We start from the raw sequence: 26,494 nt of genomic DNA on the forward strand, positions 1-26,494 counted from the left end.
GGTCACGCCAACTCACTGGCCAGACGGGCCAGTAGTAGTTCGCCATCTTCCTGTTCGAGCAGATCCTGGGGCGCCGTGATGCTGACGACACGCAAGGAAATGTCGCTGACCTCCGGTGCTGAAAACAACTCGGCGACCCGGCCCAAGCGTTGTTTGACGGTTTCCAGGCCGTTGCCATCGGTATGGGGAAGCATGATCCAGAAGTACTCTTCGGTACTTCGAGAGCAGCGGTCTGTATCCCTGACGGTTTCCTTCAATCGATCAGCCACGCTATCGATGAAGGCATGGCCGTGGTGTTCACCCAGGCGAGTCAATGTATCGGCCAGGTTGACGAAGCGCAGACCGAGCAGGGAGAAGGCAGGCGTCTGGTAGCGGCGTACAACCTGCATCTGCCAGGTCAGCAGCTCATAGAAATCCTTGCCGCCTAACAGATTGAGTCGACCGAAGTGATGGGCCGTTTGATCGCTGAACTCCTGGCGACAGCGGAAACGGCCGGCCTCCGCCAGACGGAAATCTCTGACCTCGCGTACGCGCAACTTGTCGGGCCTGTGTGACAGGCCGCAATCCAGGCAGCGCGCCTGCACTTCGGCATCGACAAAAAACGCCTGACATGACCGACAGCGATAGTTCTCCATCGGGCGGTCGTAATCAGTGCCGATATGGCGCAACCGGTTCAAGCAGTTGGGGCACAACAACACCCCGTCCTTGAGGAAGGATTCCTGTGGTCCCACATGCCCACAGGTAAAGCAGTGCAATGAAGGCTGCCGTGAAATGTCCAGAGCCTGACATTCGGCACACACATCAATGTAATTGAGCCGGCCCGAGCCACACTCCGAACACAGGCGAACGCGATCGACCAGAATTTCCTCTTCCAGCCAGTCCTGCTGCACCATCAAACTGAGCCACCCAAACGAGTTGACCTGCTCGTTATCAGCCAGGGCGTCCAGCAACGGATAGCGATAATGCTGAGGCACCTCCGGGTCTCGAAGGGCATAGATGTGGGCGTTGTCGCGCAACCACAACCATGAAAGCACCCGACTTTCAAAACGCTCAGGGCCAGAACCCTGTTTGAACAACCTGTAGCGTTCTCGCCACACCCCCCAGAGGCTTTTTGTTTCGCTGGAATCGACAGGGCACGCGCCATCACTCAAGGCTTCACACCAGCCGTTCTGATCACGGCAACAGTAAATGAGGCTGTAGCGATAAGGGGGAATGGTGCGCAACTTTCGAAGCACCCGTCCGGCATAAACCGCTGGCAGGTCCAGCAGCAGGACATCAAAGGCGGGTGCAGCCAACAAGCTGCCAAGATCGGCGAAGTGCTCAAGCTCCGGAAGATTCAAGCTTGGAACTCTATTGCCCAATATCGCAATCCGTGGAGTTGGAGTCGGCATGACGCACAGCCTCTGCAGACAGACAAGTACGGTTAACAGGAGTTAGAAACACTAGCACCGCATCAGAAAAACGTCAGTATTATTATGAAGTTATTTTTTGACATATCGACCGCCAATATTTCGGCATCAGCTTTAATTGGATCCCGTCTGGCTCATCGCGTTGCGGCTCAACAAGTCATCTATTCACCACAAAAAATAATCGTTTATATTTCATCATGTTAACCACACTAAGTAACTCACGCGTTACAACTATACTCACTACTAGTTAATGGCCACCATTGATATCGTTGCGCCACTGTTAGCGTCAGCAGTTAATTCCCATTTGCGACAGCCTTTCACCTACCGCCCATATATTAATAAGTTCAAAGAGTTTTTATACCAAAATTAATCATTCATAGAACCAGAACAACCAAGTGTTAAACAAGTGAAACAGCACTGTTTCAATAATGAACATTAGATCAGATCTGACAACTTTCTTAATCAGCACAAACATCCCGAAGGCAACCCCGCAACCAGCGATGCACGGGGTCGGCATCCAGCCGCGGATGCCAGAGCATGGCGACGGTGAACGCCGGCAGAGACAACGGCAGTGCGAAGCTGTGCATGCCGGCGCGCAGGCTGGTGGTGTGGCGTTCGGGAACGCTGACGATCAGGTCAGTGGCCCGGGCGAGCGCCAGCGCAGTAGAGAAGCCCGCGACGATGGTTGCTATGTGCCGATCCAGCTTCAGGGGCTCAAGAGCTTCATCAATGGGTCCCTTGTCGAGCCCCCGCCGAGAGACGCTGATGTGGCTGCCCGCCGCATAACGCGCGGGGGTCATCTCGCCTTCGCTGAGCGGATGCCCCAATCGCACGACGCCAATAAAACGATCCCGAAACAAGCCCTGGGTACGCAACTCCGGGCCAGCGGTTGTCCCCACCACACCCGTTTCCAGATCGACCGTCCCGTCGCGCAGTGACGCGCTGTCTTTGTCGGGTTTGTGCATGAAGCGCAGCCGCACGCCAGGGGCTTGCTCGGCAACGCGCGCAATCAGTTCTGCGCCAAAGTTCTCCACAAAGCCTTCACTGGTGCGCAGCGTGAACGTGCGGCTCAGTTGGCTGAGGTCGGGTTGCTCGGCAGGCCGAAGCACCGCTTCGGCGTCCTGCACCAACTGACTGACCCGCTCGCGCAGTTCGAGCGCGCGCGGGGTGGCAACCAGACCGCGTCCGGCCCTGACCAACAGAGGGTCGCCGGTGGTTTCACGCAATCGCGCCAATGCCCGGCTCATCGCCGACGGGCTCAGGCGCAAGCGTTTGGCGGCGCGCGCCACGCTGCCTTCAGCGAGCAGCACATCAAGGGTGAGCAACAAGTTGAAATCGGGAGTGGACATACAGCGCCCCGCAGCAGAGTGATATGGCGTTGGACGCACGTATCAAGTGCAAACGGTGCGCCTTCCGCCATGTTAGGCCGAGGCGTAGCTTTCTGATAGCTCCGCTTCGTGAGTGGCCAGAAAAGAGGAACAGCATGAAATCACTCAGCGCAGTCGCAGAGCGTGCGCAACAGACCCCGTCGGTTCGGTGGGCGCTGGTCAGTCTTTCGCTGTCGATGCTGCTGTCCTCGCTCGGCACCAGCATCGCCAATGTGGGTTTGCCGACCTTGGCCCAGGTGTTCAACGCCTCCTTCCAGCACGTGCAGTGGATCGTCCTCGCCTACCTATTGGCGATTACCACCCTGATTGTCAGCGTCGGTCGACTCGGTGACATCACTGGCCGTCGGCGGTTGCTCTTGGCCGGCATCGGTCTGTTCACCCTGGCGTCAGCCCTGTGCGGTTTGGCGCCCACGCTGTGGCTGCTGATTGGCGCCCGGGCGCTGCAAGGAATCGGTGCGGCAATCATGATGGCGCTGACCATGGCGTTTGTCGGCGAGACGGTGACGAAGGCCAAAACCGGCAGCGCCATGGGCTTGCTCGGGACGATGTCGGCGATTGGCACCGCGATGGGGCCATCGCTCGGTGGCCTGCTGATTGGCGGGTTTGGCTGGCAGGCGATATTCCTCATCACCGTACCGTTGGGCTTGGTGACGCTGGTGCTCGCGCATCGTTACTTGCCCGCCGATCACCAGAAGCCCAGGACCGAGCGCACCGGTTTCGACCCGCTGGGCACGCTGCTGCTGGCGTTGACGCTCGCCGCTTATGCGCTGGCCATGACCCTTGGCCGAGGCAGCTTCGGCCCGTTCAACATTGCCTTGCTGTTGGCGGCGGGCGGCGGCGCCTGCCTCTTTGTATTCACCGAGGCTCGAGTCACCTCACCGTTGATTCGATTGGCGATGTTCCGCGATCCCGCACTCAGTGGCAGCCTTGCCATGAGCCTGCTCGTCGCGACAGTGATGATGGCAACGCTCGTGGTTGGGCCTTTCTATCTCGCCCATGGGCTGGGGCTCGATGCCGTGCTGGTTGGACTGGTCTTATCGGTCGGGCCGTTTGTCGCGGCACTGACGGGCGTGCCCGCTGGCCGTATTGCCGACCGCTTTGGCGCCCAACGCATGACCCTCGCCGGGCTCATCGCCATGGCGACCGGGTGCCTCATGCTGTCGGTATTGCCGGAGACGTTCGGTATCGGCGGCTATCTCTTGCCCATGGTCGTGATAACCCTCGGCTATGCCCTGTTCCAGACAGCCAACAACACGGCGGTCATGGCGGATGTTCAGCCGGACCAGCGAGGCGTCATCTCCGGCCTGCTCAACCTGTCGCGCAATCTGGGGCTCATCACGGGGGCGTCCGCCCTGGGTGCGGTGTTCGCGCTCGCATCGGCCTCGGTCGACATTGCAACGGCGCGACCCGAATCGGTTGCCAGCGGTCTGCGGATCACCTTCGTCGCGGCGCTGGTGCTGATCGCTGTCGCACTGGCCATCGCGCTGGGAAGCCGCGCGCTGGCAGTGCGTCGTGAACGCCGGTAAGCCGACAGGTCGTTTACTTTTCCAGCACGACCAGTGGCGTGTCTTTTTTCACAATGTACGTCGCCAGCTCAGACGCTTTGCTCGCGCCGACGTTCTTCGCGACGTGCGCGGTGCCTGCCGGGATGTACAAGGAATCGCCGGCTTTGAGCGTAATCGGTGGACGCCCTTCAAGTTGATATTCAAACGTGCCTTCAATCACATAGGCCACTTCCACCCCGGGATGAGAATGCTTGGGAGATGTCACACCCGGCTCGAAATCAACGCGAACCTGGATCACTTCACGCCCCGCGACATCGAGGTCCTGACGCAGCAGATCGGTGCGGTGAAGACCCGCCTGCCAGCTCTTTACAGGAGGCGCCTCTTCGGCTTGAGAGAGGCCCGCGAAGGCAGTGAATGCCGCGGCAACGGCGACGCCGAGCATGCCAGCAGAGATACGGCGGTTGAAACGGGACATGGCATTTCTCCAATCAATCAGTGCGCGGGAATGCGCGCAGAGCTTGCCGCGGATGCGGTGGCTCTATTTGGAGGCCGCCGTGTATCGCGCAAGTGTCGAAATGCCTTGGATTTGTATGCGGAGTTAGCTGAAGGCGCACCGGATACGTTCCGATACAAACGGGTTCTGCACTATGAAAAAGCCCGCACAAGGCGGGCTTCGTAAATCGAGTAGGTGGCCGGTGCTGGTCTCCGGCTTACAAGGTTTATCAGGACTCCCACAGAACAGTTTTGTGCTGTCCTGCTTCACACGGCATAAGGGCTGGATCTCAGCGCGGAGATCTTTCTAACCGTGTCCCCTTCGGAACGCGCCCCACGTTTCCTTGCCATCCGCTTGCGCATCAGTCTGCGTCTTCACCTACACCTTCAAGAGTAGTACAAACTCCAAAGCGCAAGGCGGGCTTTTTAGAACGATTTTGCCCTGTGGGTAGCGCTACAGGATGGAAAAACACTAACACCAGTGACACACCTCACTGGGGCAAAGCACAGTGCCGGCTCCTCCCTCGACCTATGACTGCCGGGTCTTCACGGTGACGAACATTTTGATGCGGTCGTGAATTTCCTGGAGGGCATGACGAAAAGGCTCATGTCGCTCGCTGGTCGTCGGATCTTCGAAGCTCCACACCATCACCTCTCCGGAAGATGGCATTCGAGAGGCCTCTTCGGACGATTTATCACACAGGGTGATGACATAGTCGAACGGCTGTCCCTCAAACTCATCGATTGCTTTACTACGTAACCCCGCGCGATCTACCCCAATGTGATCGAGAGATTCCAAGGCGCGTGAGTCGATCTCACTGGCTTCGAGGCCAGCGCTGAAGGCTTCGAAGCGTACCGAGTCAGTGTGTCGCAGCAGTGCTTCTGCCATGAGTGAACGAACGTCATTTTTCGCACAAACGAACAGCACTCGACATTTGTCAGTCATAACGTTCTTCCCCTGTTTCAAACTGTTGGCCTTCATCGAGGCAAGGTTGCTGGGTTGATCAGTGTTTACTCATCAGTCCATGCAGAACGCCGAACCTCAGGCCCGGCTCGGAAGGCGTCATATGCGAGACACCAAATACCTTGAATGCCGCCAGCATGAGCACCAGACCGCCAGGCAAGATGCTCTGGCGATGGGTTTGCAAGCCCGCCAGGCCGAGCTGTTTGACATGCCCCACTTCAAGCAGGCGCAACGACAAACGCAACAGACCGCTGTACGTGATGCCGCTTTCGCCATAGTCGTTCAACCCGTTGGCCTTGAGGACTTTGGCCAGCATCCGTGCGGTGCCTGAAGAGCCAATCACCTGCTGCCAACCCAGCGCGCGATACCGACGTGCCACCTTTTCAAATTGTAGAGTGGCTACGCGCTCAGCTTCCAGGAGCGCCTGAGCCGTGATACAGCCCCCCTGAAAGTAACGCGCGCCGAAGGTGCCGCTGCCAATGGCAATACTCTCGGTCATCAGCGGCTGAGCGCCCTGCCCCAGAATCAATTCAGTGGAGCCGCCACCGATATCCACGACCAATCGCCTGCTCTGTGTACCCGGCACCGTATGAGCAACACCGGCGTACACCAGTCGAGCCTCTTCATGCCCAGAGATGACGTCAATACGAAACCCCAGATGCCGCTCCGCGCTGGCCAAAAACAGTTGCGCATTGTCGGCTTCGCGCACGGCACTGGTCGCCACCGCCCGCACACGACCGGCCTCGAAGCCGCGTAACTTTTTGCCAAATCGCGCGAGCGCTTGCCATCCCCGATCCAGAGCCAACTCGTCCAGCGCGCCGCCTTGAGACCCCTCCGCCAAACGGACAGGTTCACGCAGGGTTTTCACTTCCTGGATCACGAACCCCTGACGCTGTCTGACTGACTGGCCGATCATCATGCGAAACGCATTAGAACCAACGTCAATGGCTGCAAATAGAGAGGCGTCTCCTTTCATGGGGGATTCCTTGCAAGCTGAGCGCACTAGGCGGTTTGCGAGGATCTTGCCATGGGATCGATGACGCTAAGATGACACCCGCTGCCCTTTACGGATGAGCAGACACCAGGATCGCGGCTCTTGAGGATGTGAGCTTCGAAGGATGCAAAAAATGTGTCATCGCGCTGTAACCTTCGACAGTAATACTCAGGCTATACAACGCGTGCTCGTTCTTCTGCTGCCACTTTAGGCGGCTTTTTTTTGCCTGATGATTTTGGCAGCAGTTTTGCCAAATCGACCAATTGGGTCTCGGCTTTGTCGAGCGCGGTTGCTGCGCAGCTTTGCCAAACCTTTTCCAATGGACGCAAGTCGGATTCGATCAGCGCCTTTTGGCACCATTGATAATGGTCATGCCAGGCGCCCAAAGCCGATTGCAGGGCTTTGAGTGAACTCGCCGCTTTCCGCGAGAGAGGTGAAAGCTTGGGAAAAGCTTCCGTAAGGTAGCGCGTGCGCTTGACCAGGATTCTCAACTCGTGCCGATCGAACCCAGCGTCATCCACGGCAGCATGCAGCCGGTCAATCTGCTTCTTCAGTGCTTTTTCAATTTGAGGTTGGATGTGCTTCAAACCGCCGTTGACTTCCACTGAGCGAAAAATGGAAGGCCATTCATCCAATTGGATGAACAGGTTGTTGAGGTGTGGGCTTTTTAGAACCCTGGTGTAGTGAGATGCCAAGCGCGCTTTCCTGACCTGAACGTGGGCAGGAAAGCCCCTGCCCTCCAGTTCCTAAATCATCACCTCCAGATCCCGAGCGGGCGTAGTCAGCCTTCCCACTTCAGCTGCCGCGATGTTTAGCGTCGCCACCTCGTTCATGGCGCGCATCGGTCGGAGCAAACTCCTGATACGCCTCACGGCGATCCTGAGATCGTGCAAAGCTTCGCTATCAGTCCGTGCCTCCAACCGAGCACGGGCGTGATACAGGGCAACCTGAAGGGCCAGTATCTCAGCAACGAACTTGTTGACGAATGCCATTCGGTCATCTCGTTGAAACGGAATTGACACGAGCTTAGCAAAGGCTGCGACCATCACATATTGACCACCTTGAGGTCATACCTGGCATGCCTTCCAGACCTCGCGCATCAGCTCCTTCAGCATCAACGCCTAAGTCCAGCGATCGGTGATGTCCCCTCCGTCGGCACCCGTGATGGCATACGGCGGAGGACAGAGTTCACCGGTGAAGGACAGACTCTTGGGTGCGTTCGGTCGGGCCAGCCAATCCTCAATCCCATAGCGCCACCAGACCATGAAACGCTCCAGCCAGGGTCGATGCTGGGCGAAGCTCAAAGGCACCTGGACCTGGCCGTGTTTGAGCAACGCTACAAATAACGTCAAACGGGCGCATGGCCTGCGGACGGGAAATCAGCAGGCCATGCGCGTCACAGTTTACAGGTCGGTGATTTCCTTATGACGCGGTACCAGCACCTTCATTACGCTCCACGCCACCAGATAGGCCAGCGCACAGATGGCAAACATGATCATGTAGCCGGTATGGATATCGTTGATCAGTTTGTAATGGTCGATCACCCAACCGCCAATCTTGGTCATCACGACGCCGCCCAAGCCGCCGGCCAAACCGCCAATGCCAACCACCGACGCGATGGATTTTTGCGGGAACATGTCAGACACGGTGGTGAAGATGTTGCACGACCACGCCTGGTGCGCCGATGCGCCCACACCGATCAGCAGCACCGGCACCCAGAAACTGATGTAACCGAATGGCTGCGCCAGCAGTACCAGCAGCGGGAAGAAAGCAATCACCAGCATGGCTTTCATACGGCCGTCATACGGCGCGTCGCCGCGTGACATGAAATAGCTCGGGAACCAGCCGCCGCCGATACTGCCCACCATGGTCATGCTGTACAACACGGCAAGCGGCAATACGATGGCCTGGCCCTTCATGCCGTATTGCGCAGACAGGTAGGTCGGAAGCCAGAACAGGAAGAACCACCACACGCCGTCGGTCATGAATTTGCCGAAGGCAAAAGCCCAGGTCTGGCGGTAGGTCAGCAACTTGAACCACGATACTTTTTTGGCAGCTTCAACCGAGTCAGTACCGGTGAGCGCTTGTGCGCCCTGATCGCTGCGGATATAGGCCAGCTCTTGCACCGACAGGCGTTTTTGCTGCTCCGGTTTTTCGTATAGCGCAATCCATACCACCACCCAAACGAAGCCCAATGCACCGATCACGATGAACGCCGCTTCCCAGCCCCAAAGACCGGCAATCAGCGGCACGCAGATCGGTGCCAGGATCGCGCCCACATTAGCGCCGGAGTTGAAGATACCGGTGGCGAAGGAACGCTCCTTCTTCGGGAAATATTCGGCGGTGGCCTTGATCGCAATCGGGAAGTTACCCGCTTCGCCGATCGCCAGCACGGCGCGCGACAGCATGAAACCGGCGATCGAAACAGGGATGACGGCAAGGCCCAAGGCACTGCTGATGCCAGCAATCCCCTCGCCCATCGGCTCTGCAAAGGCGTGCATGATCGCGCCGGTCGACCAGATGCAGATCGCTATCACATAGGCCTTCTTGGTGCCGATCTTGTCAACGAAGCGCCCGGCGAACAGCATGGAAATCGCGTACACAAACTGAAAGACAGAGGCGATGTTCGCGTAATCGGTGTTACTCCAGCCAAATTGCGTCGACAGATCCGGCGCCAACAGACTCAGTACCTGGCGGTCCAGGTAATTGACGGTGGTGGCAAAAAACAACAGCGCGCAAATCGTCCAGCGGTACTTGCCGACGGCCTGGCCGATTCGTTGCGGATTGATGGGCTCGTTCAGATTCATGGCATCACTTTATTGTTGGATTATGGTGATGATCTCTCGGTTTCAAGCGAGATCAATTGTGCCGTGAGGCATCGCCAAAACGCGATGGGGCTACGCCACTGTATTGCGGGCTCGAAAATGGGTACTCCATGCTCAGCGGCTGGAGTTGGGCATTTGGCTAGAGCTATCGGGCGTTTGGTGGGACAGTTGTATGTGACAGGCCTGACCCAGGGGATGGGCAAGCAGTCGAGGTCGAACGATAGGAAGCGGCATTCAGAGCGATGCGCGGGCGAGTTGTGTTCATGATGGGGGCCGACACTCTTTTTATTTTTAGGGTTTAACAGTCGGTGATCGTCTGTCGTCGTACAACTGTGCCTTTTATATCGAGTTCACTACCGGGCTGTCAATCTGAAAAACAGCCGTTCGTCTCGACAAACGCTACCCTTCAACACTGCGATATCGTGCATGCTGCTGGATTCTGAATCCGTTAAGCGTTTGACGTTTCGGGTGTCAATAGCAGGGGTATGAATGATTTGTTGACCGAGCATTGTTGTACGACAACGCACTCAAATCCAGCGAGACACCCCTGGCAAACGTCAGCTTCACGACCTGTTTGTAGGTCTCGCCGGTGCAGATGATTCCGGCGTGCGACCACACTGGAACCCCCGCCACTTCCATTCCTCGACCACGTCGGGGTCGGCCCGGGCTCTACAGCGTTTTTTGACTGTTGCCGAGGGTCTTGGCCTTTTCGATCCCCCAGTCAAAGGCTGCCTCCATGTCCAGCAGATGCGGTTTCGGATCGTGATCCTCAAAAATGGCCGTGCCGTCCGGCCGGTAAACACCGATAAACATCCCCAGTGAGCCGTCCTTCAAAATCTCGGCTTTGACCTCGATCTTGCATCCGTTCGACAACGTTTCCTTGTGGTGCATATGGCGTTCAGTCATGGCTGCATTTCTCCCGTCGTTGAAGTCCGAGTAGCGCATTTACCCATTGGCCATGTTAGCTCAGTGCGGCCCACTCAAAGGCCTGCCAGGACAGCGCCGTAATGCTACCTATACTAGAAGCCACCGCCCCCTCGGGGTCTGCACTCCCAACAATAAAAAGCAGAGGTGGAACATGGTCTGGCAGCAAATCTACGATCCGTTCGGCAACCCGATACTTTCAACCCTCATGGCCGCAGTGCCGGTCGTGGTGATGCTGGCAGCGCTGGCGTTTTTCCATATCAAGGCGCATCTGGCCGCATTGTTGGCCCTGGCCTCGGCGCTGGTGATCGCGATCTTCGCCTTCGACATGCCGGCGAACATGGCTGGCTCGGCCGCACTGTACGGCGCCGCCAATGGCTTGCTGCCCATTGGCTGGATTGTGCTCAATATCATCTTCCTGCATCGGCTGACCACCGAGAACGGCTCGTTCAAAGTGCTGCAGGATTCCCTGGCGCGCATCACTGATGATCGACGCCTGCAACTGCTGCTGATTGCCTTCTGCTTCGGTGCTTTCTTCGAAGGGGCCGCCGGTTTCGGCACGCCGGTGGCGGTGACCGGAGCGATTCTGATCGGGCTGGGCTTCTCGCCCCTGGCCGCGTCTGGCCTGGCCTTGATCGCCAACACCGCGCCCGTGGCGTTCGGTGCGCTGGGCACGCCGATCATTACCCTGGCCAAGGTGACTGGGCTGGATGAAATGGAGCTGTCGATGATGGTCGGCCGGCAATTGCCGTTCTTCTCGGTGATCGTGCCGTTCTGGTTGATCTGGGCCTTCGCCGGTTGGCGCAAGATGCTGGAAGTCTGGCCGGCGATTCTGGTGGCCGGGGTCAGTTTTGCCGTGCCGCAGTTCCTCGTGTCCAACTACCACGGACCGATGCTGGTGGACGTGATCGCCGCGCTGATTTCCATGGCCTGCCTGACCGGTTTCCTCAAGGTCTGGAAGCCGGCCACCATACATACCTCCGCCGCGCTGTCAGGGCGGGTAGACAACTCAAAGATCGACGATGAGCACGACGTACAACCCACGGCGACCGCCACCTTCAACAGCGAAAACCGCTCGGCGGTGATGCGCGCCTGGATGCCTTGGATCATCCTCACGATCTTTGTGTTCGCCTGGGGCACCCAGAGCTTCAAAAACATGTTCGATACTCGCGCGGCGATCGATCCGGCCACCAGCTCCGCCAAACTCGACCCGCAAGGCAAACCGATGCGCGAAGCCAACCCGATTTTCGCCCCGACGCTGACCTTCACCACCATTCACCAGCAGATCGAGAAGGTTCCACCGGTGGTGCCTGCGCCGAAAACCGAAGAGGCGATCTACAAGTTCAATTGGTTCACCGCCACCGGTAGCGGCATCCTGTTGTCGGCGATCCTCGGCGGGTTGTTGATGGGTTACTCCATCCCGCAGTTGATCCACCATTACCTGCGAACGATCTGGTTGGTGCGTTACTCGTTGATTACTATCGTGGCGATGCTCGCCCTCGGATTCCTCACCCGCTACTCGGGCCTGGACGCCACCATGGGCCTGGCCTTCGCCGCGACGGGCGTCTTCTACCCCATGTTCGGCACCTTGCTCGGCTGGCTCGGCGTGGCGTTGACCGGCTCGGATACGGCGTCAAACGTGCTGTTCGGCGGATTGCAGCGGGTGACCGCCGAGCAATTGGGGATCAGCCCGGTGTTGATGGCTGCCGCCAACAGTTCCGGCGGGGTCATGGGCAAGATGGTCGACGCGCAGTCGATCGTGGTGGCCTCGACCGCCACCCGCTGGTACGGGCATGAAGGGGAAATCCTGCGTTACGTGTTCTTCCACTCGATCATCCTGGCCATTCTGGTCGGTGGTTTGGTGACGTTGCAGGCGTATGTGGCGCCGTTCAGTCATATGGTTGTTGGGGGGCATTGATTGATGTAGTTCGGGATGGGATGGGGCCATATCCGTTTTTACAGTAACGGCTACTTAGGGTTCGCCCTTACGGCGGGCCACTTGGAAAAGCCCCAAGTAACCAAACGCTCTTGCCCCCGGCGTTGTACCTGTGGGAGCGAGCCTGCTCGCGAAAAAAGTCCGGACATCGCGTTCATTCAGACAGCACGCGTCTTCGTTGACGTCCTTCGCGAGCAGGCTCGCTCCCACAGGGGAATGCGTACGCTTAAAGGCGCAGTGGGCAACCCGGCGGACCTACACTTGGGTGGGTGAGGGGTTCAGCAGCAAGTCCGTCAGCGAGCGCAAGGCTGCCAGGCGTGCGGACTCGCCCTCGAGCAGGCTGCGGACTTCGAACAAATCGTAGAGCGTTCGGGGTTGAGAGCTGAACAAGTGCTTCAGCGGCGACGCGGCAACGTGACCCGAAAGATCGGCAACAAATGAACCTTTGCCCTGCTCTGTCTTGATAATCCCGCGAGCGCGCAACAGCTTCAGGCCCTCACGAAGTGCCGTGCGGGAAACGCCGAGTTTTTCGGTCAGACGACGCTCCGACGGCAACAACTGCCCGGTCTTGAGTACCCCGTCCACGATCAGCCGTTCGATGCGTTCACAGACCACGTCGGCGACTTGCGGATTACGGCTCGTTTCTGCCTTTTCCATCGACTCTCCAACGGGTATGACCAGCCTCACCGGCAAACCCACAAATGTTCAAGTACAACCATAAACCTATGTTTTAAAACTGTTTATTTGCACCCATAAAAAACCATCGAATAAAAAACTTGTTCGACCAGCCAAACAACACATAGACAGTAGAACGCCTCAGGCCAATGATGCAAGTCAGTGGTAAACGGACACAGACCTCCTATAAAAACAACTGAGGGTCGTCAACCGACTATGAACATTCTTTACGATGAACGCGTCGATGGCGTCCTGCCTGATGTCGACAGAACCGCCCTGTTGCAAGCCCTGCAAACGCAGTGGCCGGATCTGGAAGTCCTGCATCAACAGGAAGAGCTCAAACCGTACGAATGCGACGGACTTTCTGCTTACCGCACCACGCCCATGCTGGTGGTGCTGCCGCGCCACATTGACGAAGTGCAAGGCGTGCTTCGACTCTGCCATGAGCGGCAGGTCGCGGTGGTCGCCCGCGGTGCCGGCACCGGTTTGTCGGGCGGAGCATTGCCGCTGGAAAAAGGCGTGCTGCTGGTGATGGTGCGTTTCAACAACATCCTGCACATCGACCCTGCCGCCCGCACCGCTCGGGTTCAGCCGGGGGTGCGCAACCTGGCGATTTCCCAGGCTGCAGCGCCGTTTGGCTTGTATTACGCGCCGGACCCTTCCTCGCAGATCGCTTGTTCAATCGGCGGTAATGTGGCGGAAAACGCCGGTGGCGTGCATTGCCTGAAGTACGGGCTGACTGTGCACAACCTGCTCAAGGTCGACATCCTCACCGTCGACGGCGAACACCTGTCCTTGGGTTCTCAGGCGCTCGATTCTCCGGGCTTCGATCTGCTGGCGTTGTTCACCGGTTCCGAAGGCATGCTCGGGGTCATCACCGAGGTCACGGTCAAACTGCTGCCCAAACCCCAGACCGCCAAAGTGCTGCTGGCGGCGTTCGATTCCGTCGAGAAAGCGGGTCGCGCGGTGGGTGACATTATTGCTGCCGGCATCATCCCCGGTGGCCTGGAAATGATGGACAACCTGGCCATTCGCGCCGCCGAAGACTTCATCCACGCGGGGTATCCGGTCGACGCCGAAGCCATTCTGTTATGCGAGCTCGATGGCGTTGAAGCCGACGTTCATGATGACTGCGACCGCGTACGCCAGGTGCTGGAACAGGCCGGCGCCACCGAAGTACGCCAGGCCCGCGATGAAGCCGAACGCGTGCGTTTCTGGGCCGGGCGCAAGAATGCCTTCCCCGCAGTGGGCCGTCTCTCGCCGGATTATTACTGCATGGACGGGACGATTCCGCGTCGCGAGTTGCCCGGTGTGCTGCAGGCGATCGCCGCGTTGTCGGCCGAGTACGGCCTGCGGGTGGCCAACGTTTTTCACGCAGGTGACGGCAACATGCACCCGCTGATTCTGTTCGATGCCAATCAACCGGGCGAACTCGATCGCGCTGAAACCCTGGGCGGCAAGATCCTCGAATTGTGCGTGAAAGTCGGCGGCAGCATTACCGGCGAACACGGCGTGGGCCGGGAGAAAATCAATCAGATGTGTGCGCAGTTCAATAGCGATGAGCTGACCGTGTTCCATGCCGTCAAAGCCGCCTTCGATCCGAGCGGCCTGCTCAACCCCGGCAAGAACATCCCGACGCTGCACCGCTGCGCCGAGTTCGGCGCCATGCACGTTCACATGGGTCAGCTGCCCTTCCCTGAGCTGGAGCGTTTCTGATGCGCAGCGAACACGATATCGACGACAGCGCCTCGCTGCTGGAACAGGTCAACCAGGCGCTGCAAAACGCCACGCCGCTGCGCATTCAAGGCTCCAACAGCAAGGCGTTTCTTGGGCGCATCGTGGCGGGCGAAGTGCTCGACACGCGCAGCCACCGAGGCATCGTCAGCTACGACCCGACCGAGCTGGTGATCACCGCCCGCTGCGGCACCCCGTTGGCAGAACTGGCTCAAGTGCTGGACGCGGCACAGCAGATGTTGCCCTGCGAACCGCCCTCCTTCGGCGACGGCGCGACCATCGGCGGCATGATCGCCGCCGGGCTGTCAGGGCCGCGGCGCCCCTGGTCGGGCTCCGCCAGGGACTTCGTCCTCGGGACACGGGTCATCACTGGCCACGGCAAGCATTTGCGCTTCGGTGGCGAAGTCATGAAAAACGTCGCCGGTTACGACCTGTCGCGCTTGATGGCCGGCAGCTACGGCTCGCTCGGTGTGATCACCGAAGTCTCGCTCAAGGTCCTGCCCAAACCGCGTCAAGCTTTAAGCATCAGCCTGGAAATGGACAGCGATCGCGCCTTGCTGCGCCTCGCCGAATGGGGGCAACAGCCGCTGCCGATCAGCGCCGCGTGCCACGATGGGCAGCGCCTGCACCTGCGGCTTGAGGGGGGCGAAGGCTCGGTGGCGGCGGCTCATGACCGATTGGGCGGCGAGTTGCTCGACGCCTCGTATTGGGACGATCTTAACGAGCATCGATTGAGCTTCTTCGATGAGGACCAGGCACTTTGGCGTCTGTCCGTCCCTCACAACACGGCTCGGCTTTCCCTGCCTGGCCGTCAGTTGCTCGACTGGGGCGGTGCGCAGCGCTGGCTCAAATCCGACGCGCAGGCAGCGTTCATTCGCTCGATCGTCGAAGAAGTCGGCGGGCATGTGACCTGCTATACCCATGGCCTGATCGACAGCCCGTTTCAACCGTTGCCTGCCGCATTGATGCGCTACCACCGGAACTTGAAGCAACAACTCGATCCCCGGGGCATCTTCAACCCCGGGCGCCTGTACGCGGAGCTTTGACCCATGCAGACCACCTTGAGCGAACAAGCCCGCCAACTGCCCCGCGCCGAAGAAGCCGAAAGCATCCTGCGCACCTGCGTGCACTGCGGTTTCTGCAATGCCACCTGCCCGACCTATCAGTTGCTGGGCGATGAACTGGACGGACCGCGAGGCCGCATCTACCTGATCAAGCAGGTTCTGGAAGGCAACGAAGTCACGCAGAAGACCCAACAGCACCTGGATCGCTGCCTGTCGTGCCGTAACTGCGAAACCACCTGCCCTTCCGGCGTTGACTACCACAACTTGCTGGACATCGGCCGGGCGGTGGTCGATGCGGCGGTGCCGCGCCCACTCGGTCAGCGTTTGTTGCGCGAAGGGCTGCGTAGCGTCGTGCCCAATCCTGCGCTGTTCAAAGGGCTGGTCAGCAGCGGTCAGGTGTTCCGGGCGTTGTTGCCCAACACCTTGCAGATAAAGTTGCCTCGCCGCGTCTATCCGGCCAAGCCGCGCCCGGTCACTCGCCACACCCGGCAGGTGCTGATGCTCGAAGGTTGCGTGCAACCGAGTCTGTCACCCAATACCAACGCGGCCGCCGCCCGAGTACTGGATCGACTGGGGATCAGCGTCACGCCGACCCGCGAGGCGGGCTGTTGCGGCGCCGTGGATTATCACCTCGACGCTCAGGCGGCCGGCCTGAATCGCGCCCGCCGCAATATCGATGCGTGGTGGCCGAGCATTGAAAACGGTGCCGAAGCCATCGTGCAAACCGCCAGCGGTTGCGGCGCGTTCATCAAAGATTATGGCCACCTGCTCAGCACCGACCCGGCGTACGCCGAGAAGGCGAAAAAGGTCAGTGCGCTGGCCAAGGATCTGGTCGAAGTGCTGCGCGACGAGCCGCTGGAAAAGCTCGGTATCCACAGCGCCCAGCGCCTGGCGTTCCATTGCCCCTGCACCTTGCAGCACGCGCAGAAACTGGGTGGTGCGGTGGAAGCGATTCTGACGAGTCTGGGCTTCAACCTCACGTCGGTTCCCGACAGTCACCTGTGCTGCGGCTCGGCGGGCACTTATTCGCTGACCCAACCCGAACTGTCCCGGCAACTGCGCGACAACAAGCTCAATGCACTGGAAAGCGGACACCCCGAAGTCATTGTCACGGCCAATATCGGCTGTCAGTCCCACCTCGACGGTGCGGGCCGAACCCCTGTCAGGCACTGGATCGAACTGGTCGAAGCCGCCTTGCCATAACCGAGCACTGGAGAGTTCCCATGAAAAGCAAAGCCGTACTGAGCCAGACCGAAGTCAGCCAAATCCTCGCGGCGGCACGCACCGAAGCGCAGAACAACCAATGGGCCGTGACCATCGTGATTGTCGATGACGGCGGCCATCCCCTGGCCCTCGAACGCCTAGACGGTTGCGCTCCGATTGGCGCCTACATCGCCACCGAGAAGGCCCGCACCTCGGCTCTGGGTCGGCGCGAGTCCAAAGGCTATGAAGAGATGGTCAATGGCGGGCGCCATGCCTTTTTGTCCGCGCCATTGCTGACATCCCTTGAGGGCGGCGTACCGATCATCGTCGACGGCCAGGTGATCGGCGCAGTCGGGGTGTCCGGTGTCAAAGCCGAGCAGGATGCGCAGGTGGCCAAGGCCGGAGCGCAATGCCTGAACTGATCCGAACTGATTTGAGCTGAGTGCTGAAATAGCCGGGCTGTGTGATAAACGGCCCGACGTTCGTTTTCGATTACTGCCCTTCAGCAAGTTTTGTCTTCGGTATCCGCAGAGCGCGCCAGGCAATTAGAATCGCCATGAGTGCCAAGCCGAACGTCACCCACGAAGCCAGATTAATTCCACCCTCGAATGCACTTCCCGCCTGCGTCATCAGCTCTCTTGCCTGATCTCCTGACAACTGCACCGCTACATGATTAGCACCCGATAGCGTCTCACTCGCCTGCATCGTCTGCACCTCGGTCAAAAAGCCCGGAAGCTGCAATGCACCGCGATAGTAGGCAGTGACGAGACCACCGAGCACCGTAGTCCCCAAAACCACACCCACTTCATAGGCTGTTTCACTAATGGCCGACGCTGCACCCGCCTTTTCCGGCGGTGCAGCCGACAAAATCACATCGTTGGATACCGTCGCGATCGCGCCCACGCCAATGTTCAGCAAGGCAAAAGCCACCACCAGAACGATCAGACTGCTGCCGATGCTGGCAACCAACAAAAACGCCACCCCGGCAAACGCCATCAGAACCGGCACCAGCACATACACCGGTACTCGCCGCGCTACAGGCACGACGGCCATTCCCACTACGATCGCCATGATCTGACCAGGTACTAACGCAAAGCTGGCATTCAACGGGGACATCTGAAGGACGATCTGTAAGAACTGAGTGGTGAAGAACACAAAGCCGACGAGGAACGCGAGGCTCATCAGATTGATTAGTACGGAACCGCTAAAGGTGCCACTTCGGAACAGGCTCAGGTCCATCAGCGGCACAGGCAGACGTAACTGCCGATGCACAAACATCCATCCAGCAACCGTGCCCACCACAAATGCTGTCAGTGCCATCCCGTCGACCCCATTACTGGCGCTGAGTTTAATGCCGTAAACGATGGCACTGAGGGCAACCATCGATTGCAGAATACTTAGCGGATCCAATGGCCCTGAACAGTCTTTCTCGGACTCGGGCAACAACACCGGCCCCAATACCAACAACGGCACCAATACGGGTATCGCCAATAGGAAAATCGCCCCCCAGCTGAAAAACTCCAGCAAAACTCCACCGACCAAAGGACCGAGTGCTGATCCTACCGTCAGCGTTGTTGCCCAGATCGCGACAGCTACCCTGCGCTCCTCTCGATCCAGAAACACCGAGCGTATCAATGCCAAAGTAGAGGGCATCAACATCGCACCGAAAATTCCCATGCAAGCTCGACCGGCAATCAGTTGCATGGCCGTTTGGGAATAGGCAGTCAGCACCGACACAATGACAAAACCCAAAGACCCGGCCAGTAACAACTTTCGATGACCGATTCGATCGCCCAAACTACCCATGGACACCAGTAATCCCGCCAATACCAGCGAATAGGCATCGATCATCCATAACTGCTGACTGGCGCTCGGACTCAGGGCCTCGGCAATCTTTGGTAACGCGAATCCAAGCACCGTATTGTCTACGGTCACCAGTAGTACTGGCAGCATTAGCACGGTTAGGGCTGACCATCGTTTTGATTTTGCTCTGTGTTGCGCTGTCTCACTTATTAGCGGCATTAGCCAAGCTCCTTATCTTCCTCAAAGTATTCACGGGAGATTTCGCAATGCACCCGTGAAACGAACCCAGCGCGCTTCCATGGCGAGGACTCGGTCAGTTCAGTAATGAAAAAACGTGCTGACAATCGACGGCCCCTGAGTTCAAACGACGACCCAAAGCCTTTGAAACGCCCCGTAAGTCGCATCTGAACTCGTCAAAATCCTGATTAGAGACATTACTCATCAAGCGTTCCATCCCTTCCGCCAGCGCGGCGCGCTGGTGGTTGGCCTGGTCATTTTCAAGCTGTACATCCCAGTAGACTTCAGGCGGATTGACCAGAACCCGGGACAGCAACGCCATCATTGTCCGCATCGGTGGTGGCATCACTTCAAGAGCGCTTTCCAGATCAAGTGAAGACCTTGCCAACGCCAAACCGAACCCGAGAATTGCGGCATGGGGCAGCGCCTGACATAGCGCCATGAGTTCATCATGGGCCACCGGCGTCATTCGCTTTATCTTCATCCCAGCCCCCATCAAGTGCTGTTCGATGAAAGTCGAAGGCGAGTCGCCATCTTCCAGACAAATTGCGACGGTGCGTCCCTGAACGGAGAGCTTGGGTGAAAACATCGGATTGACGCCGACGAAAGGCTGCTGGGACGAAGCATTCTTCAATGCTCTGTAAAAAGGCTCCTGAACAGAACAAGTCGGTATGAATACAACATCGTTCGAAACGGAGTCAACAACCCAAGGTATTGCCCGAATAGCCACGTTTTCGGGCAATGCAAAGACCACTGCCACCGCCCCTTGGAAGATGTGACCGGTGTTGCTGAACGGACTTGTGACATCGACTTCATAGAAGCCACTTTCCTGTTCGGGAGGCCTCCGATCCACCACCCGGACATCGTATCCATATTGCATAAGAATGCGGCTGATCATTGAGCCAACCAAACCCGCTCCTCCCAACACGACAACCGTGTCGCTCATCATGATTCGCTCCCTGCGACAAAACTGTAATAAGGCACGCTAGCCTTGACCAACGTTTCTTCAAGCTCTTGCTGTGGATCAGAGTGCGCAACTATCGCGCCACCAATTCCAAATTTCGCCTCGTTACCCTGGAGCACTGCTGTTCGGATGACAATACTCAGCTCCGCTCCACCACTGAAAGATAACCAGCCTAATGCGCCTGAGTAGACACCACGGGCAGAGGACTCCAATACGTCAATAATTTCCATCGTGCGTTTCTTCGGAGCTCCCGTCATTGAGCCTCCCGGGAAACAGGCTCGAATAGCTTCGATCGTTGAAATATCCGAGCGAAGGTGCCCACGAACTGTTGAGACAAGTTGGTGGACCGAGGAAAAGCTTTCCACTGAGAAAATCTCAGGAACATGAACGCTCCCTGGACGGCACACTTGATTCAAATCATGGCGCACCAAATCTACAATCATTAGGTTCTCGGCCCTATCCTTGGCCGAGCTACGTAGCTCATCCCGTAGTATTTGGTCCTCTGCGAACTGTTTACTACGCGGCCTAGTTCCCTTGATCGGTCTGGACTCGATCAATCCGCTGTCATCGATTCTGAGAAAGGTTTCGGGCGAAGCGCTTAATACTGAAAATCCTGCAAACGAGAGGTAGGCACCGTAGGGTACGGGGCTAGCCTCGCGCATTCGCCAATAAGCACTCAAAGGCGCACCGCTGTAAGCCATTTTTGCCCTATTGGTCAGGCAGATCTCGTATGACTCCCCATCGGTGATGTACTTGAGAGATTGATTGATCTTACTGATGTAATCATCTGGCCCGTCCTCAAGCGAGAGCTTCAGCTGATCTACGGCACCTGGAATAAACGAATTGCAATGACCAGCTGACTCATCATTACGATGGAGAAAATCAGGTAAGGAAGGCCAATCCACAGCATCGCCAGTCGCAGTCATCAGGCATTCATAGGCCTTGTCTTCATGATGATCAAAGACAAAGAAATGCGGCGAAAACATGAATGAAGCATCCGGATAGACCGAACGGTAAGTTTTGCGTCCACCCGCCAAAGCTTTCAATTCGTAACCGAGAAAGCCAACAAAACCGCCCTTGAAAACAAACGGCAAGTACTGAGGGGTCGCCACCTGCACAGCTTCGAAGATCTGTGCAATCAGTGTAAAAAAGTCTCCTTTGATACTTTTTTTACCTTTGGGGCCCTCAAGCTTCAGGCACTCATCGTTGACATCGTACTCAAGCCTTATCGCTCCTTGCGCCTCCCCACTACCCATGATCGAGTAGCGGGCATTAGGTCTTTCTGACTTCTCGCTGTCTAGCCAAAAAGCATAACGATCATCTGCATAGAGCGTTGAAAATACTGCTAGTGGATCCGTGCATTTGGAAAACTCACGGTAGGTAAGCTGCATATTCAGCATCCCCCCTACCGCGAGGTATGCATCTTTTGATGAGGTACATTCCGTGTCGGATTCTAAGTGAGCTCTAGCACTGACGTTATGTTCCAACGCCATGCGTATGAAGTTGCTCAATAGCGCATGGCCATATTCTGAATCGATGGATTCGGGGTGGAACTGAACACCCCAAACCGGTCTAGTGACATGTTCGATTGCCATGACCACACCTTCAGATGTCCAAGCCGTACATTGGAGCTCTGCTGGGAGGCTGGTACACATCAACGAATGGTATCTGACCACTTCGAACTGCTCCGGTAAATCTCGAAAGAGCCCTTTACCGGAATGAGTAATCCGACTGCGGTAGCCATGCACAGGGCTGGGAGCGTACCCCACAGTCCCCCCAAGAAATTGAGCGATGCCTTGGTGTCCTAGACAAATACCAAGCAACGGGACAGGAGAACGAAGAATGACGTCACCGCACACACCGAAATCAGCCTCTTGACCGGGGTGCCCTGGACCGGGCGACAGCACTACAGCATCATATTTTTCGATGCCCAATTCATTGTACGAAAAGGTATTTTTGACTACATCCGCGCAAATACCTGTCACCTCATACAAATACTGAGCAATGTTCTGGGTGAAGGAATCAAAGTTATCAATCAGCAATATTTTCATGAAGGTCGCCCCTCAGCCAGACACCGATTGATCAGGACATCTTCCTGAATACACGTCTCTTCTATAATCAGTTTGAATATCGACTCGGTGTATTCTGCCCTCAATCCTACCGCCTCCGACCTAGTCTTAATCATATCGAGCACGTAGGAAATTCGTCCGGGTTGCATCATCGCAATGCCATGGACGGCTTTGAGCTCGGCAATGTCCATACACACTTTCATTCGCTCAGAAAGCAGGTCGACAACTTGCAAATTTATCGAGTCAAGCCGCTCCCGCTGCGGCTGCAAAATGTTAGACGTGCCTGTCTGTGATAACTGTCCCTGTTGTTTCATCTTTTGCACCTCCGTTTGACAATTTCTGGTAGAGAGTCGTCAGTCAGGCGTGATCCCGCTCATTGATAGCAGGCGTCCATAACCCCTTGCTCGTCATAGCCCCTAGAGCAGCTCCCAATAACTTGATGTCTTTGCCACTGTGGTCTGCTGAAATTGCAAAACGCAGCATCGCTTTGCCTTTGGCAATGATTGGGTAAAACACCGGAAAGAGCAGCATGCCTTGGTCACGCAGGGTTCTCGCAGCCTGCAAGCCGGCCTCCTCTGTTTCAAAGAAGGCTCCTCTGACAGGTGACTGGATACCTGCGTTGAGCAACTGGTTGTCGGTGAGGGAATCAAAGAGGGCGACATTTTCCCAAAGTCGCCGTTGCAGCATATCGATCTCTTCACTGAGATGGATCTTCGCCGAGGCAACGTTAGCCGCCAACATGGGCACCATAATGGAATGACCAAATATCAGCGGATTGGCCAGGGTTCGGATAACTTCAACATCCCGTGGATCTGAAACCACGACAAAACCACCCGCGCCACCAAATGCCTTGGAGAGAGACCCTGCCAGAATAATATTTGCAGGTAATGAGTGATCAACCGCTGAAAAGGCATATCCCGCACCATGACGTCCGACGATCGAAATACCATGAGCATCGTCTACATATAGGTATCCCTGTGCCAACTCTAGCTGCCGAGAGAGCTCGGCGATGGGTACAAGACCACTCATCGAGCCAATTCCATCGATCAAGAGCACAGGAGTTTCACCTTTGTCGGTGCAGACTTTCAGCGCTGTGGTCATTGATTCTTGGCTGGTGGACTCAACTCTAGAAACAGGTCCGAACTGCTCCAAAATCCCCCTAAGTACCTGCATCGAAGCATGGGCGGTTTTATCCATCAGCCAGTGGATTCGTTTTTTGACCGGATACCCACTCAACGAACCACTCCCCAGCAACGGTAAAACACCTAAATGGACACTGCTGGTAGAAGTAAACACCGCAACGCCGCAACCTCTGTAAATCTGAGCAAGCAACTCTTCCAGTTGAGGTAGGTAACTTGGGCGCATTGCACTTCGAGAAGACGACAGGTGCAGTCCGGAAGTTTCCATAGCCTGGTGTGCGGCATCGATCAATGCAGAGTGGGTTTCCAAGCCCAAGTACGAACAGGAAACGAACTCTGTGAATGTGCCTCCGTCCTGCAAGGTAATGTGCTTACCCACACGACTCGCAACCGTAAAACCTGTCAGCCCTTCCTCGTAAGCCTTCGCCAATGCACCAGTGGTGTTGCCGCGACGAATGCTCATCCAGTCTTGTCTAGTTTGCACATCCATAGCTAAAGCTCCTTTCTGAAAATCAATGAGATTTGCATCCGATGGTCATTACTGAGCTGCCCGAGGCGTCGGACGCTTCCTTATCGATTACAGTTTGTGTATTTGTCAGCTGACTCTGCTTGAACAGTTCACGCACCTCTCTGGCCTGTTCCTCGCCATGTTCAATGACTAGCCAACCTTCACGACTAAGTAACTGGTTTGCGAGCGAGATGATTTGCCGTATCAGTTCAAGCCCATCCACCCCGGAATAGACCGACTCCCGTGGATGGTGATCGCTCCACTCAGGTAACAACTCTTGGGACTGTGGGACGTACGGAGGATTAGCGACAATCAAACCAACCTGATCTGTGAATCGCGTAAATGCCTGTTTGTCGCGAATGTCTGCCTGCAAGTGATTGACCTTCCCCCCCTTGCAGGCCAGTCGATCGATGTTGCGCTTGAGGTACTGCATCGCTATCTCATCAAACTCCACACATGTCACTTTCAGATCCGGTCTGCGCCGTGCGATCGCCAAGCCAATCGCGCCGCTTCCGGCACACAAATCGAGAACACTAGCTCCCGGTCTCAGCGCAGCACTGGTCTCCAGCCACTTGTGAATGATTTTGCTGTGAGGGCGGGGGATAAACACGCCAGTACCGACCACCAGCGGCATTTCGTCAAACTCCACCATGCCAACAATATGCCCGAGAGGAATTCGGTTACAGCGCTCTTTAACCGCTAACATAAATTCATCGAGCGCACGGCTTTTATCCATCCGTTCGATATAGCGATCTATAAGACAACTCAAGTCGGCTTCCAAGTCCCAGACACCAGACGCTTGCAACATGGCCCGTGCTTGACTAATAGCAAGATACTCACGATCCGTAAGACTCATGACCACTCCTTGTAATACTGCGAAAGTCTTTTCAAAATTGACTCATACAGATAGGAGAATGCGACCAACTCCGGCGGAGGCGTAAATGACGGATGCAAGTCATTTATAAGTTTTTCGTAATTGCGCGACAGTCCTTCATCCAGCAAAGGAAACCAATAAGGTTTTATATCCCAACGATACTCATATCCTGTGGCAAACATCTGCTGTACCGTTTCCCTGACCGTATTCTCGCGGGCAAACCCAGATAACGGAGCACGCACAGGTTTGAAAGGGCTGAGATCTAGATCGGGAGTCTCTATATCGGTAAGGCAATCAGCTATATACCGCGCCAGCAATGGTGATTGGTGCAGGCCGTCTCGGTACGTGCCTGTTGCAAGCCAAAGACCTTCGATGCCGCACTCGCCAATCAATGGAAAACCATCTGCCGGAATTGGTCTGTTGCCAACCTGTATGGAAATGATTTCAGCGCCATGAAGGTCCAGGTTCAACTGATCAACAGCACAGTCAAGCAAAAACTGAACATCCGATATGAGAGCCTGTTGTTTAGGCCGCTCTGAAATAATATTAGTAGCTCCCAGATACAAAACGCCGTCCCCACGAGGGACACAGTGCAAGCCGCACGCAAAAGCACGATTTGGCGTCCGTATGACAGAACTCGGTAACTCAACCCCTTCTGGCATTTTCACGAGAATTGACACGCCGTATCCACTGAACAACGGTGGAATTTTCTTTACGAGTTCGTCGAAATCACTAAGCAGGTCTAAAGATTGAACGCCTGCCGCAATCACAACCTTTTTAGCCCAAAGAACCTCTCTATTGCATAACTCAATGCCGGTGACTACCCCACCCTCAACCAACACGCGTTGGGCGTTCTCATTTTTCAGAGTGCCTCCCTCGGAGACAAATGCAGCATCCAGTTTCTCCAGCAAAAGATGAGAGTTCACTGAATGCTCGTTTGGTATGTACAGCCCACGCAAAGGGCGAACCAGATGGTTGGGCTTCAGCCACTCAATTTTGCGTGGATCAACAATTTCGAACGGCTCACCATATTCACGAAGGGTTCTCTCGATGGTGTCGTAGTTAACACTGTCCACCTCATCCATGCCGGCAGTGTTGAGCAGCACATGGGTCCCAATCGCGGTAAACAACGAACTGGAATCACCTGAAGAAACTGCCAAGCGCTCCGCCCAACTTGACCACAGGTTTTGAGCTTGTCGGTCCATGTCTAATTTCAATCGACCAAAATCACTTGCAAGCAGGCCGCTTGTTACCTCCCCGAAACATCCATTCATCGCTCCGGCAGCCCTTGAAGCTGCATTTGTACGATCAGTCTTACCGACTCGACAGACATTTAAACCACGCGTGGACAACTCATACGCGATTGACCCACCAACTGCTCCTGCACCTACAACAATGACGTCGAACTCCATGTTTTGACCTCAGACGATTACCCGCAATGTAAGAAAAATCAAATTTTCTCGTTGGAAAACAGAACACTTCTATAATTTCGTTACATTACGATTCAACCGACTATTTGTTTCATATTGTATCTTCGAAATAATTCTACACATATCCCAATGAAGCTAAAAACCCGAACCACCGCGTTTAAGCCTCAGACTGCCCAGTTAACTTTTAAAAAACAGTAGCCTATGAAAACTTAGTAAAAGTTACATAATTAGTAAAAACAAATACTCCAAAAAAATCGACCATCACAGATTGTGTGAAAACTTTGCTCCCCTCCTGACGGTTCGTGCTTGGCCATAGGTGAGCTGGTGGCGATCGATAGCAGTAAGTTCCAGGTAGTC

20 protein-coding genes and 4 pseudogenes are annotated in these 26,494 nt (G+C 56.3%); 6 read left to right on the top strand and 18 right to left on the bottom strand.

Annotated features, from left to right (window positions below):
• Window positions 1–2 precede the first annotated feature (2 nt).
• Entirely contained in the window at window positions 3–1,340 is a 1,338-nt protein-coding gene (locus ACYZUA_RS19590) for a TackOD1 domain-containing metal-binding protein (RefSeq protein ID WP_461960222.1), read from the bottom strand.
• A gap of 527 nt (window positions 1,341–1,867) precedes the next feature.
• Window positions 1,868–2,758: a LysR family transcriptional regulator gene (locus ACYZUA_RS19595; RefSeq protein WP_461960223.1), complete on the bottom strand. Its 891-nt coding sequence runs from the start codon at window positions 2,756–2,758 to the stop codon at window positions 1,868–1,870.
• A gap of 134 nt (window positions 2,759–2,892) precedes the next feature.
• On the opposite strand from ACYZUA_RS19595, the gene ACYZUA_RS19600 reads away from it, so the two are divergent.
• Complete coding sequence (locus ACYZUA_RS19600) at window positions 2,893–4,323, top strand: MFS transporter (RefSeq protein WP_461960224.1); 1,431 nt, start codon at window positions 2,893–2,895, stop codon at window positions 4,321–4,323.
• 13 nt (window positions 4,324–4,336) lie between these two features.
• On the opposite strand, the gene ACYZUA_RS19605 is transcribed toward ACYZUA_RS19600, so the two are convergent.
• The 8 genes and pseudogenes from ACYZUA_RS19605 to ACYZUA_RS19640 all read right to left on the bottom strand — a co-directional run bounded on the left by ACYZUA_RS19605 (window position 4,337) and on the right by ACYZUA_RS19640 (window position 10,483).
• Window positions 4,337–4,777 (bottom strand): cupin domain-containing protein, encoded by a 441-nt coding sequence (locus ACYZUA_RS19605; RefSeq protein WP_461960225.1) that lies wholly within the window; start codon window positions 4,775–4,777, stop codon window positions 4,337–4,339.
• A gap of 546 nt (window positions 4,778–5,323) precedes the next feature.
• Window positions 5,324–5,740, bottom strand: a complete 417-nt coding sequence (locus tag ACYZUA_RS19610) for an arsenate reductase ArsC (RefSeq protein ID WP_461960226.1) — start codon at window positions 5,738–5,740, stop codon at window positions 5,324–5,326.
• A 58-nt stretch (window positions 5,741–5,798) separates the two neighbouring features.
• On the bottom strand, window positions 5,799–6,734 hold the full coding sequence (locus ACYZUA_RS19615; RefSeq protein WP_461960227.1) for a Ppx/GppA phosphatase family protein: 936 nt from the start codon (window positions 6,732–6,734) through the stop codon (window positions 5,799–5,801).
• Between the two features lie 191 nt (window positions 6,735–6,925).
• A pseudogene (locus ACYZUA_RS19620) lies at window positions 6,926–7,798 on the bottom strand (CHAD domain-containing protein).
• A 75-nt stretch (window positions 7,799–7,873) separates the two neighbouring features.
• Window positions 7,874–8,071: pseudogene (locus tag ACYZUA_RS19625) on the bottom strand (sugar phosphate isomerase/epimerase); the annotation flags it as partial.
• Window positions 8,072–8,155: 84 nt separating this feature from the next.
• Window positions 8,156–9,559: an MFS transporter gene (locus ACYZUA_RS19630; RefSeq protein WP_461960228.1), complete on the bottom strand. Its 1,404-nt coding sequence runs from the start codon at window positions 9,557–9,559 to the stop codon at window positions 8,156–8,158.
• Window positions 9,560–10,069: 510 nt separating this feature from the next.
• Window positions 10,070–10,242: pseudogene (locus ACYZUA_RS19635) on the bottom strand (DUF1801 domain-containing protein); the annotation flags it as partial.
• A gap of 4 nt (window positions 10,243–10,246) precedes the next feature.
• On the bottom strand, window positions 10,247–10,483 hold the full coding sequence (locus ACYZUA_RS19640; RefSeq protein WP_008151753.1) for a hypothetical protein: 237 nt from the start codon (window positions 10,481–10,483) through the stop codon (window positions 10,247–10,249).
• A gap of 172 nt (window positions 10,484–10,655) precedes the next feature.
• On the opposite strand from ACYZUA_RS19640, the gene ACYZUA_RS19645 reads away from it, so the two are divergent.
• Window positions 10,656–12,419: an L-lactate permease gene (locus tag ACYZUA_RS19645; protein WP_461960229.1), complete on the top strand. Its 1,764-nt coding sequence runs from the start codon at window positions 10,656–10,658 to the stop codon at window positions 12,417–12,419.
• A gap of 318 nt (window positions 12,420–12,737) precedes the next feature.
• On the opposite strand, the pseudogene ACYZUA_RS19650 reads toward ACYZUA_RS19645, so the two are convergent.
• Window positions 12,738–13,094: pseudogene (locus ACYZUA_RS19650) on the bottom strand (GntR family transcriptional regulator); the annotation flags it as partial.
• A 234-nt stretch (window positions 13,095–13,328) separates the two neighbouring features.
• Between ACYZUA_RS19650 and glcD the strand changes: the two are divergent.
• From glcD to ACYZUA_RS19670, 4 genes are read left to right on the top strand one after another with little or no spacing between them, the layout of a single operon-like run.
• Complete coding sequence (gene glcD, locus ACYZUA_RS19655) at window positions 13,329–14,828, top strand: glycolate oxidase subunit GlcD (RefSeq protein WP_461960230.1); 1,500 nt, start codon at window positions 13,329–13,331, stop codon at window positions 14,826–14,828.
• Entirely contained in the window at window positions 14,828–15,892 is a 1,065-nt protein-coding gene (gene glcE / locus ACYZUA_RS19660; RefSeq protein WP_461960231.1) for a glycolate oxidase subunit GlcE, read from the top strand. Before glcD ends, glcE begins: the two co-directional genes overlap by 1 nt.
• Before the next feature lie 3 nt (window positions 15,893–15,895).
• On the top strand, window positions 15,896–17,113 hold the full coding sequence (gene glcF, locus ACYZUA_RS19665; protein WP_461960232.1) for a glycolate oxidase subunit GlcF: 1,218 nt from the start codon (window positions 15,896–15,898) through the stop codon (window positions 17,111–17,113).
• A gap of 20 nt (window positions 17,114–17,133) precedes the next feature.
• A complete protein-coding gene (locus ACYZUA_RS19670) occupies window positions 17,134–17,535 on the top strand; it encodes a heme-binding protein (RefSeq protein WP_008157093.1) in 402 nt (133 codons plus the stop codon).
• 70 nt (window positions 17,536–17,605) lie between these two features.
• Here ACYZUA_RS19670 and ACYZUA_RS19675 read toward each other — a convergent pair whose 3' ends face one another.
• The 7 genes from ACYZUA_RS19675 to ACYZUA_RS19705 all read right to left on the bottom strand — a co-directional run bounded on the left by ACYZUA_RS19675 (window position 17,606) and on the right by ACYZUA_RS19705 (window position 26,119).
• A complete protein-coding gene (locus ACYZUA_RS19675) occupies window positions 17,606–19,135 on the bottom strand; it encodes an MFS transporter (protein ID WP_461960233.1) in 1,530 nt (509 codons plus the stop codon).
• A 94-nt stretch (window positions 19,136–19,229) separates the two neighbouring features.
• Window positions 19,230–20,102, bottom strand: coding sequence for a prephenate dehydrogenase dimerization domain-containing protein (locus ACYZUA_RS19680; protein WP_461960234.1), 873 nt, complete (start codon window positions 20,100–20,102; stop codon window positions 19,230–19,232).
• Window positions 20,099–22,168, bottom strand: a complete 2,070-nt coding sequence (gene pabB, locus ACYZUA_RS19685; RefSeq protein WP_461960235.1) for an aminodeoxychorismate synthase component I — start codon at window positions 22,166–22,168, stop codon at window positions 20,099–20,101. The genes ACYZUA_RS19680 and pabB overlap by 4 nt, the downstream gene beginning before the upstream one ends.
• Window positions 22,165–22,500: a chorismate mutase gene (locus ACYZUA_RS19690; protein WP_461960236.1), complete on the bottom strand. Its 336-nt coding sequence runs from the start codon at window positions 22,498–22,500 to the stop codon at window positions 22,165–22,167. The genes pabB and ACYZUA_RS19690 overlap by 4 nt, the downstream gene beginning before the upstream one ends.
• A 43-nt stretch (window positions 22,501–22,543) precedes the next feature.
• Window positions 22,544–23,815: an aminotransferase class I/II-fold pyridoxal phosphate-dependent enzyme gene (locus ACYZUA_RS19695; protein WP_461960237.1), complete on the bottom strand. Its 1,272-nt coding sequence runs from the start codon at window positions 23,813–23,815 to the stop codon at window positions 22,544–22,546.
• 22 nt (window positions 23,816–23,837) lie between these two features.
• Entirely contained in the window at window positions 23,838–24,689 is an 852-nt protein-coding gene (locus tag ACYZUA_RS19700; protein WP_461960238.1) for a HemK/PrmC family methyltransferase, read from the bottom strand.
• Complete coding sequence (locus ACYZUA_RS19705; RefSeq protein WP_461960239.1) at window positions 24,686–26,119, bottom strand: NAD(P)/FAD-dependent oxidoreductase; 1,434 nt, start codon at window positions 26,117–26,119, stop codon at window positions 24,686–24,688. The genes ACYZUA_RS19700 and ACYZUA_RS19705 overlap by 4 nt, the downstream gene beginning before the upstream one ends.
• Window positions 26,120–26,494 lie beyond the last annotated feature (375 nt).

Source organism: Pseudomonas sp. LS2P72, assembly GCF_054897865.1.